We start from the raw sequence: 11,722 nt of genomic DNA, 5'->3' as shown, positions 1-11,722 counted from the left end.
CCGACCGGCAGCTGCGCGTCGCGCCGGAGGTGCAGGACTTCCTGCTGGCCCACCTGCCGCGCGACGCCGCCGCCATCGCTGCCGCCGTCGCCGCGCTGGACGCCGCGGCGCTCGCCCGCGGCGCGGCGATCACCCGGCCCTTCGCCCGCGGCGTCCTGGCCGGGCTCTTCGGCCCGGATGACGGTTCGGTTGCGGAAGGGCCTGACGCCTCGCCGCCGGGTGGCGGCCTGGGGTAGGCTCCCCGGCATGGACACGATGCCTGCCGACGCCGCCCCGCCGCGTATCGCGCCCGACGCGCCCAGCCGCTTCATCAACCGCGAGCTGTCCTGGCTGGCCTTCAACACCCGCGTGCTGGAGGAAGCGGCGAATCCCCGCCACCCGCTGCTGGAACGGCTGCGCTTCGTCGCGATCTCCGCCTCCAACCTCGACGAGTTCTACTCCGTGCGCGTCGCCGGCCTGATGGGGCAGGAACGCGCCGGCATCACCACCGTCTCCTCCGACGGGCTGACGCCGGGGCGCGCGCTGGCCGCCATCCATACCGCGGCGCAGGCGCTGATCGCCGCCCAGCAGCAGGCCTGGCACGAGCTGCGCGGCCTGCTGGAGGAAGCCGGCGTGGTGGTGTGCGAGCCCGGCACGCTGACCACCGCCGACCGCATCTGGCTCGAGCACTACTTCATGGACCGCATCTTCCCGGTGCTCACGCCGCTGGCGGTGGACCCGGCGCATCCCTTTCCCTTCATCGCCAACCTCGCGCTCTGCATGGTGCTGAAGCTGGTGCGGGAGGAGGATGGCGGCACCATGCGCGCCCTGCTGCCGCTGCCGCCGCAGGTGGAGCGCTTCATCCGCCTGCCCAGCCCGCCGCAGCCCGCGACCGCCGGCAAGGCGGAGCGCCCGGCCATCCGCTTCGTCATGCTCGAGGACCTGATCGGCCTGTTCCTCGACCGCCTCTTCCCCGGCTTCATCCCCGCCGAGACCGGCCTGTTCCGCCTGATCCGCGACACCGACGTGGAGTTCGAGGAGGAAGCGGAGGACCTGGTGCGCAGCTACGAGAGCGCGCTGAAGCGCCGCCGCCGCGGCCGCGCCATCCGCCTCAGCGTCGATGCGCGCATGCCCCAGGACATGCTGGAACTGGTGGTGGAGGAGCTGGACGCGGACCCGCAGGGCGTCTTCCAGGTGGACGGGCTGCTCGGCGTCTCGGACCTGCGCCAGCTGATCGTGGACGACCGGCCCGACCTGCTCTTCACGCCCTACACGCCGCGCTTCCCCGAACGCATCCTGGATTTCGGCGGCGACTGCTTCGCCGCCATCGCGGCCAAGGACATCGTCGTCCACCACCCCTACGAATCCTTCGACGTCGTGGTGCAGTTCCTGCGCCAGGCCGCGCGCGACCCGAACGTCGTCGCCATCAAGCAGACGCTCTACCGCACCACGCGCGACAGCCCCATCGTCAAGGCGCTGATCGAGGCGGCGGAGAGCGGCAAGTCCGTCACCGGCATCGTCGAGATCAAGGCCCGCTTCGACGAGGAGCGGAACATCGCGCTGGCGCGGGAGCTGGAGGCCGCCGGCGTGCAGGTCGTCTTCGGCTTCGTCGAGCTGAAGACCCACGCCAAGGTCAGCCTGGTGGTGCGGCGCGAACGCGACATGCTGCGCAGCTACGCGCATTTCGGCACCGGCAACTACCACCCGGTCACCGCCCGCATCTACACCGACCTCAGCTTCTTCACCGCCGACCCCGCGCTGACGCGCGACGCGCAGAAGCTGTTCAACTACATGACCGGCTACGCAAGGCCGGAGACGATGGAGGCGCTGGCCTTCGCGCCGCTCACCATCCGCCCCGCCCTGCTCGGCCTGATCGAGCGCGAGATCGGATTCGCCGAGGAAGGCAAGCCGGCGACCATCTGGCTGAAGATGAACTCCCTGGTGGACGAGGCGCTGATCGACGCGCTCTACCGCGCCTCCGCCGCGGGGGTGCAGGTGGACTGCGTGGTGCGCGGCATCTGCTGCCTGCGCCCCGGCGTGCCCGGCCTGTCGGAGAACATCCGCGTGAAGTCCATCGTCGGCCGCTTCCTGGAACACGGCCGGATCTATGTCTTCGGCAACGGCCACCGGCTTCCCTCGCGTCGCGCCAGGGTGTTCATCTCCTCGGCGGACTGGATGGCGCGGAACATGGACTGGCGGGTCGAGACGATGGTGCCGATCGAGAACCCGACCGTGCATGCGCAGATCCTCGACCAGGTCATGGTGGTGAACCTGCAGGACACGATGCAGAGCTGGGAACTGGGACCCGATGCGGTCTACCGGCGCCTGTCGCCCGGCGAGAAGCCGGTCTCGGCGCATGAGTATTTCATGATCAACCCGTCGCTCTCCGGCCGCGGCAGCGCGCTGAAGCCGCGCGCCGCACGCAGCGGCAAGCGGGGGCGCCCGGACCGCGTCGCGCAGGACTGACCGGGTGGACACCAATCCCCCTGCGCCGCGCCGGTCGATGCGGCGCCGGCCCCAGCTTCCGCCGCGCCTGGGCGTGGTGGACCTCGGCTCCAACTCGGTCCGCCTCGTCGTCTTCGAGGGCCTGTCGCGCAACCCGCTGACCATCTTCAACGAGAAGGCGGTGCTCGGCCTCGGCCGCGGCCTGCAGGTGACCGGGCGGCTGAACGACCAGGCGGTGGGCCCGGCGCTGACCGTGCTCGGCCGCTACGCCGCCGTCGCCCGCGCGATGGGCGCCGACCCCGTGGAGATCCTCGCCACCGCGGCGACGCGCGACGCGGAGAACGGTCCGGACTTCATCGCCGCCATCAACGAACGCCTGCCCGGCATCCCCGTGCGCGTGCTCTCAGGCTTCGAGGAGGGCGCGCTCTCGGCCGATGGGGTGCTGCTCGGCTTCCCCGGCGCCGATGGCGTGCTGGGCGACCTCGGCGGCGGCTCGCTGGAACTGGTGGAGCTGGATCACGGCCGGATGGGGCAGGCGGCGTCGCTGCCGCTCGGCGCGATCCGGCTGGCCGACCGCGCCGGCGGCGACCCGGCGAAGGCGCGCGCCATCGTGGAGGGCGACCTGGCCCGCGTGCCGTGGCTGAAGCGCGCCGAGGGCAGGGATCTCTACCTCGTCGGCGGTGCCTGGCGCGCGCTGGCGCGCATGCACATCGCCCAGACCGGCTACCCGCTCTCCATCGTCCACCACTACGTCATCGCGCGGGAGGAAGCGCGCGACCTGGCCGGGGTGATCGCCCAGGCCGGCCGCAAGACGCTGGAGAAGATGCCCGACGCGCCGGCCAAGCGCCTGCAGGACATGCCCTTCGCCGCCGTGGTGCTGCGCCGCCTGCTGCGCGCCACCGGCGCGCGGCGCGTGGTGTTCAGCGCCAACGGCCTGCGCGAGGGCTGGTACGCGCGGCTGCTGCCACCCGAGGTGCGGGAGGAGGACCCGCTGCTGGCCGCCGGCCACGACCTGGCCGCGCGCTTCGGCCGCGACACCGAACTCGCGCCCGCCCTCGTCGCCTGGACCGACCCGCTGTTCGAGAACGAGATGCCGGAGGCCGCGGCGCTGCGCGAGGCGGCGTGCTGGATCGCCGACATCGGCAGCCACGACCACCCCGACTATCGCGGCGAGCACGCCTTCTATCGAGTCCTGCGCCAGCCCGGCGTCGGCGTGGACCACCACCAGCGCGCCTTCCTCGCCCTAGTGGCCGCGCTGCGCTACGAGGCCGACACCGCCGCGCCCTTCCTGGCCTGTGCCCGCCAGCTGCTCGACCCGTTGGATGTGCGCCGCGCGGAGGTGCTGGGCGCCGCGCTGCGGTTGGCCTTCACGCTCTCCGGCGGCACGCCCGCCCTGCTGACCGGCACCGCGTTGCGCCGCGTCGGCGGCGAGTTGCGGCTGCGCCTCGTCGAAGGCACCGGCGTCTTCGCCGGCGAGAGCGTGCAGCGCCGCCTGGACACGCTGGCCACCGCGCTCGGCCTGCCCGCGACCGTGGAGGTGGCCGAGGGCTGAGCCGGCACCGCCGGCGGGCCCGCTTCGTCCTGCTCAGCGGGCCGGCGTGATCCGCCAGACCGTGTTCGACAGGTCGTCGGCGACGATCAGCGCGCCGCGCGGGTCCACCGAGACGCCGACCGGCCGGCCGCGCGCCTGGCCCGCCTCGTTCAGGAAGCCGGTCGCGACATCGATCGGCGTGCCGGTTGGCCGGCCGTCGCGGAACGGCACGAAGACCACCCGGTAGCCGACCGGCTCGGCGCGGTTCCAGCTGCCATGCTCGCCGACGAACACGCCCTCGGCGAACTCCGACCCCATGGCCGGGGTCGAGAAGGCCAGGCCCAGTGCCGCCACATGCGCGCCCAGGCTGTAGTCCGGGCGGATCGCCGCGGCGACCTTCTCCGGGTCCTGCGGCTGCGCGCGGGGATCGACGTTCTGGCCCCAGTAGCTGTAGGGCCAGCCGTAGAAGCCGCCCTCCCGCACCGAGGTCAGGTAGTCCGGGACGAGGTCCGGGCCGATCTCGTCCCGCTCGTTCACCACCGCCCAGAGCTGGCCGGTGCCGGGCTGGATGGCCAGCGCGGTCGGGTTGCGCAGGCCGGTCGCGAAGCGCCGGCGTGCGCCGGTTTCCGCATCGATCTGCCAGACCATGGCGCGATCGACCTCGGCTTCCATCCCGCGCTCGGTGATGTTGCTGTTGGAGCCGATGCCGACATACAGGAACCGCCCATCGGCGCTGGCGGTCAGCGCCTTCGTCCAGTGGTGGTTGATGGCCGAGGGCAGCTCCGTGACGAGCGTCGGCGGCCCGCCCGCCTCGGTCTGGCCGTCGCGGTAGTCGAAGCGCACCAGCGCGTCCTGGTTGGCGACGTAGAGGTTGCCATTGACCAGGGCGAGGCCGTAGGGGGCGTTCAGGTTCTCCGCGAAGACGCCGCGCGTCTCGTAGGTGCCGTCGCCATCGGCGTCGCGCAGCAGGGTCAGCCGATTGCCGCCCTCGACCCGGCTCTTGCCCAGGCTCTTGATGAAGCCCGCGATGAGGTCCTTGGGGCGCATGGGGGGCGCGCTGCTGCCGGTGCCCTCCGCGACCAGGATGTCGCCATTCGGCAGGATCAGCGTCTGCCGCGGGATCCGGAGATCCGTCGCGATGGCCTCGATCCGGTATCCCGCGGGCACGGTCGGGCGTTCGTCGCCCCACGCGGCCGGGCGCGGCACCGTCATCTCCGGCAGCAGGCCGCGGCGCGGTTCCGGCAGGTCCGGGTCCGGGCCCCGCTGCGACACGGAGGTGTCGTTATCGCAGGCGGAGAGGGCCAGCGCCGCGGCGCCGATCAGCAGGACCTTGCGCATCACGCGGCCTCCCCGGCCCGAACGCCGGCATAGCCGAGCCAGGACGCCGCCAGCGCCAGCACCGCCACGACAGCCGAGAGGTAGAGCCCTTCCGGCATGATCGCCCAGGCGTCCTTCGCATGGACCAGCGCATTGACGAAGCCCAGGCCCCACATGACGAGCAGCACGACGAAGTAGATGGCCGCGTGCCTGCGGCGCGCCGGTCCGCTCCGGATCAGGTCCACCAGGGCCCAGAGCAGGGCGAAGCCGCCGAAGACCAACCCGCCGGCGATGAGCCAGGCGGCGAAGTTGGCCCATTGGATGTGGAAGCTCGCCCGGTAGGCCAGGTCGCTGAGCAGCGCGCCGAGGAACAGCGGCAGCGGGAAGGCCAGCAGGATGGCGTGCAGCGGGTGCAGCGGTCTCAGGTATCTCGGTGCGGAGATGACAGCCACGGCGGATCCTCTCGTGTCTCGGTCCGGCCGAGCGACGCGCGGGTGCCCGGCCTGCGCCGGTGCACGACGCGGCATGGCAACGGCATGGCGGCCGGCGGGTTTCGGGGTCTGCAATGCGCGGCGTTCTGGTCGATCAGGCGGGAGAGGAATTATTTCCTTGATCTCCCCGATCCCCGGTGCTATGTGCTGGCCAGACGCTCGCCCACTCTCGAACCAGTCCCGGCACGCCTCGCGACGCAGGCGCTGTTCTGCGCTATCGGCCGTTCGGGCGACGAAGATCGCGCAAGGTCTGGCGCCGCTGCGGCGCATTTGTCGGCAACCCGAAGCACCAGCACCGATGCGCTAGGGCTGCAACTGCTTGCGCCGAATGCCGGTCTGCGTGGCGTCGGGCACTGGCACTATCGGAGGGCCGACGGTCTGGGCATAGCAGTCCACGATCCCGGCCGTCGGGTCGTAGGCGATCGCGCCGTAGAGGCCCCCCAGCGGTCGATGCGGCCCAGCTGGCTGGAACAGGCCGAGATTGGCGCAGTTTCGCTGGTCGCTGATCTCAGTCGAGCGGATGCCCGCCGCGATGCAACTGTTGCGTATTGCGGCGCTGAGCACCCCATCTGTCGAGCCCTGCACGTTGCCGAAAAGGCCAACCTGCATGCCGCCATCCGACCCGCCGTACTTGATGATCTTGGAGAGCATGTAGGCGAGGTAACGCTGGAACGCGGTGATGTAGGCTGCGGTGGTTCCCTCCGCTTCGATATGCGCCACGCATCCGATCCGGTGCTGCGGCGAGTGGATGACCAGGCCCATGCAGTTCATCAGCGCGGAGGTGCCGATGCGGCGCCCCTGAATGCTGCGAACGGTGAAGCGCTGCGGGATCATGAAGGCGGTTCCCACATTCGGGTTGGCCTGAATTGTCAGCGGCATGGCAGGTTCCCGGGCAGTCTTTGCCGAGGAGCATCGCAGGTCACGGACCTGTTTTGCAATCGTACCGAGATCATCCGTGCCGACCAATGACGGCCGGGCGAGTTGCCACGCTGCCGTGCCGCGATCACCTGCACGCGCAACGGACTGCCGCCGTAGCCTGGCCCAGGGGAATTTGTCCGAAGGACGCGGTGCGCCCGCGCGGCCCAAGGCGCCAAACTACCAAAGCGCGACGCCGGCTCAGCCCGCCGGCTCGAACCCCAGCTCCCGCGCCGCGTGCACCAGCGTGGCGGCGCTGCCGCGTTCGTAGAGCAGGCCGAGCCAGCGCCGCAGCGGCGCCACCAGCCGCGGTTCGCGGCCCAGGCCGCCGAACAGCGCCTCCATCGCCAGCAGCGGCGCCGGGTCGGCCCCGCCGGCCTCCGCCCGCGCCCACAGCTCCGCCGCCATCGGATGGCCGAGCGCGATCGGTGCACCGGCCTCGTCCACGCCGCGCATCCGCCGCATCCACACGGCCAGGGCCAGTGCCAGCAGATCCACCGGGCCGCCCGCCGCGAGGCTCGCCGCGATCGGCGCCAGCAGCAGGCCGACCGGCGCGGCGTTGTTGATGCGCTCCACCGTGTCCTCGATGGCGGGATTGGCGAAGCGGGCGATCAGGGTGCGCTGGTAGGCCGCCAGATCCACGCCCGGCACGGGCGGCAGGAAGGGCGCCACCTCCCGCGCCATCAACGCCGCCATGAAGGCGGCCAGGCGCGGCTCGGCCATCGCCTCGTGCACATGCACATGGCCCAGCAGCCGGCCGAGCGCGGCCACTGCCAGATGGCTGCCGTTCAGCAGGCGCAGCTTCATCATCTCGTAGGGCGCGACATCCGCCACCAGCTGCGCACCCACCTCCTCCCAGGGCGGGCGGCCGGCGGCGAAGCGGTCCTCGATCACCCATTGCGAGAAGGCCTCGGAGAAGACCGGCCAGCGGTCGCGCAGGCCATGCTCGGCTTCCAGATGGCGCCGGTGGTCGGGCCGCGTTGCCGGCGTGATGCGGTCCACCATGGTGTTGGGGAAGGCGCCTTCCCGCGCGATCCAGCCGGCCAGCGCATCGTCGCGCAGCGCCGCCAGCGCGAGCACGGCGTCGCGCAGCACGTCGCCGTTGTCCTGGATGTTGTCGCAGGAGAGCGCGGTGAAGGGGCCGAGGCCCGCCGCGCGGCGGCGCCGCAGCGCCTCCACGATCACGCCGATGGCGCTGCGCGGCGCCGCCGGTGCGGCCAGGTCCGCGCGCACCAGCTCATGCGCCGGGTCCAGCCGCCGCGTCACGCGATCCAGGCAGTAGCCGTCGGGGCTGACCGTCAGGCTCACGATGCGGATCGCCGGGTCGTCCAGCCGCGCGAGCAGGCTGCCGACGGACTCCTCCGCCAGCATCACCCCGGCCAGCGAGGCGATGACGCGCGCCGTCTCCCCCACCCCGTCGCGCTCCACCAGGGTGTAGAGCCAGTCCTGCGGCGCCAGCGCGTCCCGCAGCGCGCGGTCGCCGGGCATGAGCCCGGCCCCCAGGATGCCCCAGGACGGCGCCCCCGGGTCGCGCTCCATCGCCTCGTGCGTGTAGCGGGCCATGTGCGCGCGGTGGAAGGCGCCGGGGCCAAGATGGACGATCCCGGCCGTCACGCCCGCCGGGTCGTAGCGCGGCACCCGCACCGAGGGCCCGAGGCGCCCCAGCGCCGCCCGTTCCAGCGCGACAGCCTGCACCGGCCGGCCTCCCCGGCCCGGACCGGGCGCTACCCCGCGGCGATCACCCGCACGCGCTTGCCGTCCACGCCCAGCGCGATGCGCCCGGTCTTCAGCGCCAGCGCCTGCTCGCCGAACACCTCGCGGCGCCAGCCATGCAGCGCCGGCAGGTCCTCCTCGCCGGCGGCCAGCCGCTCCAACTCCTCGGAGCTGGCCAGCAGGCGCGGGGCGACGTGATGCGCCTCGCTCTGGGCCGCCAGCAGCACCTTCAGCAGCGCCACCAGCGCGGGGGAGGGGGGCGGGCCGGCGCGGTCGCGCGGCACCTCGGGCAGGGCCTCGTCGGGCAGGGCGCGCGCCTCCGCCAGCGCTGCCAGCAGGGACGCGCCGGACTTGCCCTTGGCGAAGCCTTCCGTGATGCCGCGCGCCCGCACCAGTTCGGCCGGGTTGGCGGGCGCGGTGGCGGCGATCTCGAGCAGGGTCTCGTCCTTCACCAGGCGCTGGCGCGGGATGTTGACCCGCTGCGCCTCCCGCTCCCGCCAGGCGCAGGCGGCGCGCAGCAGGCCCAGGAACCGGCGGTTGTGGCTGCGCGGCTTCAGCCGTTCCCACTGCGTCTCCGGGTCGGCGCGGTAGGTGGCGGGGTCGGCCAGCGCCGCCATCTCCTCTGCCACCCAGGGGGTGCGCCCCTCGCGCTCCAGCCGGGCGGTCAGGCCCTGGTAGATTCGGCGCAGGTGGGTCACGTCGGCCGCCGCATAGGCGATCTGCGCCGCGGAGAGCGGCCGCGCCGCCCAGTCGGAGAAGCGGTGCGCCTTGTCGATCTGGGCGTTGGCCAGGGACCGCGCCAGCCCGTCATAGCTCACCTGGTCGCCGAAGCCGGCCACCATCGCGGCGATCTGGGTGTCGTACATCGGCGTCGGCACCGCGCCGAACTTCAGCAGGAAGATCTCCACGTCCTGCCGGGCGGCGTGGAACACCTTCACCACGCGCTCATCGGCCAGCAGGGCGCCGAGCGGGGCGAGGTCCAGCCCGGGGGCCAGGGCGTCCACCACCGCTACCTCGGCCTCGCCGGCCAGCTGCACCACGCAGAGCTCCGGCCAGTAGGTGCGTTCCCGCATGAACTCGGTGTCGACGGTGACGAAGGGCTCGGCCCGCAGTCGCTCGCACAGCGCCGCGAGCTCTCCGGTCTCCGTGATCAGGGCGGGGGCCTGGTCGGCGCCCGCCGGTGGGCGGCGGCTCATGACCGCGGGTTTAGACCTCGGTACACCGGGCGGGAAGCCGGGCCAGGGGCGAACGGCTTGACTTCCCGCCCGGGCTGGTGCGGTTTCGCCCATCTTCCAGGCACCCCGGACCGTCACATGCACGCCTACCGCACCCATACCTGCGGCGCGCTCCGCGCCGCCGACGCCGGCAAGACCGCCCGGCTTTCCGGCTGGGTGCACCGCAAGCGCGACCATGGCGGTCTGCTCTTCGTGGATCTGCGCGACCATCACGGGCTGACGCAATGCGTGGTTGCGCAGGGGGCGCCGGCCTTCGCCACGCTGGACGCGGCCCGCCCGGAGAGCGTGGTGACGGTGACCGGCCAGGTCGTCCCGCGCGAGGCCGGCACCGTGAACCCGAAGCTGCCGACCGGCGAGGTCGAGCTGCGCGTGGCCGAGGTGACGGTGCAGTCCGCGGCCGAGGTGCTGCCCATCCAGGTCGCCGGCGACCAGGACTTCCCCGAGGATCTGCGCCTGCGTTACCGCTTCATCGACCTGCGGCGGGAGAAGCAGCACCGCAACCTGATGCTGCGCAGCGCGGTCATCGCCAGCATCCGCCGGCGCATGATCGAGCAGGGCTTCACCGAGTTCCAGACGCCCATCCTGACGGCGTCCAGCCCGGAAGGCGCGCGCGACTTCCTGGTGCCGGCGCGCATGCATCCCGGCAAGTTCTACGCGCTGCCGCAGGCGCCGCAGCAGTTCAAGCAGCTCTGCATGGTCGCGGGCTTCGACCGCTACTTCCAGATCGCCCCCTGCTTCCGCGACGAGGCGAGCCGCGCCGACCGCTCCCCGGGCGAGTTCTACCAGCTCGACTTCGAGATGAGCTTCGTCACGCAGGAGGATGTCTTCGCCGCGATCGAGCCCGTGCTCGCAGGGGTGTTCGAGGAGTTCAGCAGCTTCTCCGGCACGAAGCGCGCCGTGACTCCCGCGCCCTTCCCGCGCATTCCCTATGACCGCGCGATGCTCGAATTCGGCTCCGACAAGCCGGACCTCCGCAACCCGATCCGCATCGCGGACGTGACCGAGCACTTCGCCGGAGGCAGCTTCGGGCTGTTCGCGAAGATCGCCGCCTCGGGCGGGGTGGTGCGCGCCATCCCGGCGCCGGGCGCCGGCGCCAATCCGCGCGGCTTCTTCGACAAGCTGAACGAATGGGCGCGCGAGCAGGGCGCCGGCGGCCTCGGCTACATCACCTTCAACGGCGGCCAGGCCGGCGGCCCGATCGCCAAGAACCTCGAGGCCGACCGCGTCGCCGCGATCCGCGCGGCCTGCGGCCTGGGCGACAACGACGCGGTGTTCTTCGCCGCCGGCAAGAAGGACGAGGCCGCGAAGCTTGCCGGCCAGGCGCGCACCCGCCTCGGCAACGAGCTCGGCCTGGTCGAGAAGGACGCCTACCGCTTCTGCTGGGTCACCGACTTCCCGATGTACGAGCTGAACGAGGAGACCGGGCAGATCGACTTCAGCCACAACCCCTTCAGCATGCCGCAGGGCGAGCTGGAGGCGCTGAACACGATGGACCCGCTGGAGATCAAGGCCTTCCAGTACGACATCGTCTGCAACGGCATCGAGCTGTCGTCGGGCGCGATCCGCAACCACCGCCCGGACATCATGATCCGCGCCTTCGAGATCGCCGGCTATTCGGCGGAGACGGTGGAGCAGCGCTTCGGCGGCATGCTGAACGCCTTCCGCTACGGCGCGCCGCCGCATGGCGGCTCCGCGCCGGGCATCGACCGCATCGTCATGCTGCTGGCCGACGAGCCGAACATCCGCGAGGTCATCCTGTTCCCGATGAACCAGCAGGCCGAGGACCTGATGATGGGCGCACCCGCCCCGGTGGAACCGGCGCGGCTGAAGGAGCTCTCCATCAAGCTGGACCTGCCGCCGGCCAAGGGTGCCGGCGGGCCGAAGCCTTCCTAAGTGATGCGCGGATGAGCCACCCCCTTCGCCGCCCCCCTCTCCGCTCAGGAGCCGAGATGACCCATCGCCCGATGTCGCGCCGGCTTCTCGCGGGGATGGCCGCGCTCGCGCTGCTGGCCGCGCCGGCGGCCGCGCAGGCCCCGGTCACCGGCGGGCCCCGCCACGGCGTGAGCGAGGAGGCGCTGGCCGCCGGCATCGCCCGC

At 72.3% G+C, this 11,722-nt stretch carries 9 protein-coding genes; 4 read left to right on the top strand and 5 right to left on the bottom strand.

The features are described from left to right. The 3 genes from OZN99_RS15805 to OZN99_RS15795 all read left to right on the top strand — a co-directional run. Positions 1 to 236, top strand: a 236-nt coding sequence (locus OZN99_RS15805) for an HdaA/DnaA family protein (RefSeq protein ID WP_408611850.1), incomplete at its 5' end; no start/stop codon positions are given. A 10-nt stretch (positions 237 to 246) separates the two neighbouring features. Continuing rightward, the gene (locus tag OZN99_RS15800; protein WP_270936219.1) at positions 247 to 2,445 is read left to right on the top strand and encodes an RNA degradosome polyphosphate kinase; all 2,199 of its coding nucleotides are present in this window, start codon (positions 247 to 249) and stop codon (positions 2,443 to 2,445) included. A 37-nt stretch (positions 2,446 to 2,482) separates the two neighbouring features. After that, positions 2,483 to 3,976 (top strand): Ppx/GppA family phosphatase, encoded by a 1,494-nt coding sequence (locus OZN99_RS15795; protein ID WP_270936218.1) that lies wholly within the window; start codon positions 2,483 to 2,485, stop codon positions 3,974 to 3,976. Between the two features lie 33 nt (positions 3,977 to 4,009). On the opposite strand, the gene OZN99_RS15790 is transcribed toward OZN99_RS15795, so the two are convergent. The 5 genes from OZN99_RS15790 to rnd all read right to left on the bottom strand — a co-directional run bounded on the left by OZN99_RS15790 (position 4,010) and on the right by rnd (position 9,587). Beyond that, positions 4,010 to 5,293 (bottom strand): PQQ-dependent sugar dehydrogenase, encoded by a 1,284-nt coding sequence (locus tag OZN99_RS15790; RefSeq protein WP_270936217.1) that lies wholly within the window; start codon positions 5,291 to 5,293, stop codon positions 4,010 to 4,012. Further along, positions 5,293 to 5,724, bottom strand: a complete 432-nt coding sequence (locus OZN99_RS15785) for a DUF2231 domain-containing protein (RefSeq protein WP_270936216.1) — start codon at positions 5,722 to 5,724, stop codon at positions 5,293 to 5,295. Before OZN99_RS15785 ends, OZN99_RS15790 begins: the two co-directional genes overlap by 1 nt. A 342-nt stretch (positions 5,725 to 6,066) precedes the next feature. Continuing rightward, positions 6,067 to 6,642, bottom strand: a complete 576-nt coding sequence (locus tag OZN99_RS15780; RefSeq protein WP_270936215.1) for a hypothetical protein — start codon at positions 6,640 to 6,642, stop codon at positions 6,067 to 6,069. Between the two features lie 237 nt (positions 6,643 to 6,879). Further along, positions 6,880 to 8,373, bottom strand: a complete 1,494-nt coding sequence (locus OZN99_RS15775) for a mannitol dehydrogenase family protein (protein WP_270936214.1) — start codon at positions 8,371 to 8,373, stop codon at positions 6,880 to 6,882. 29 nt (positions 8,374 to 8,402) lie between these two features. Continuing rightward, the gene (gene rnd / locus OZN99_RS15770; RefSeq protein ID WP_270936213.1) at positions 8,403 to 9,587 is read right to left on the bottom strand and encodes a ribonuclease D; all 1,185 of its coding nucleotides are present in this window, start codon (positions 9,585 to 9,587) and stop codon (positions 8,403 to 8,405) included. Positions 9,588 to 9,704: 117 nt separating this feature from the next. Here rnd and aspS point away from each other — a divergent pair, with 117 nt between their 5' ends. Then, a complete protein-coding gene (gene aspS / locus OZN99_RS15765; protein ID WP_270936212.1) occupies positions 9,705 to 11,519 on the top strand; it encodes an aspartate--tRNA ligase in 1,815 nt (604 codons plus the stop codon). Positions 11,520 to 11,722: the final 203 nt, after the last annotated feature.

The organism is Falsiroseomonas oryzae (assembly GCF_027856955.1).
In the GTDB taxonomy this organism is placed as follows: Bacteria; Pseudomonadota; Alphaproteobacteria; order Acetobacterales; family Acetobacteraceae; genus Falsiroseomonas; species Falsiroseomonas oryzae.
Note: the sequence above shows the minus strand (reverse complement) of the source record. Positions and strands in the feature narration are given on the sequence as shown.

What these genes read in the sequence shown, in the direction of transcription:
- OZN99_RS15800 (WP_270936219.1), top strand. Translation starts at nt 247, where the DNA reads ATGGACACGATGCCTGCCGACGCCGCCCCGCCGCGTATCGCGCCCGAC.
- OZN99_RS15795 (WP_270936218.1), top strand. Translation starts at nt 2,483, where the DNA reads ATGCGGCGCCGGCCCCAGCTTCCGCCGCGCCTGGGCGTGGTGGACCTC.
- OZN99_RS15790 (WP_270936217.1), bottom strand. Translation starts at nt 5,293, where the DNA reads ATGCGCAAGGTCCTGCTGATCGGCGCCGCGGCGCTGGCCCTCTCCGCC.
- OZN99_RS15780 (WP_270936215.1), bottom strand. Translation starts at nt 6,642, where the DNA reads ATGCCGCTGACAATTCAGGCCAACCCGAATGTGGGAACCGCCTTCATG.
- rnd (WP_270936213.1), bottom strand. Translation starts at nt 9,587, where the DNA reads ATGAGCCGCCGCCCACCGGCGGGCGCCGACCAGGCCCCCGCCCTGATC.
- aspS (WP_270936212.1), top strand. Translation starts at nt 9,705, where the DNA reads ATGCACGCCTACCGCACCCATACCTGCGGCGCGCTCCGCGCCGCCGAC.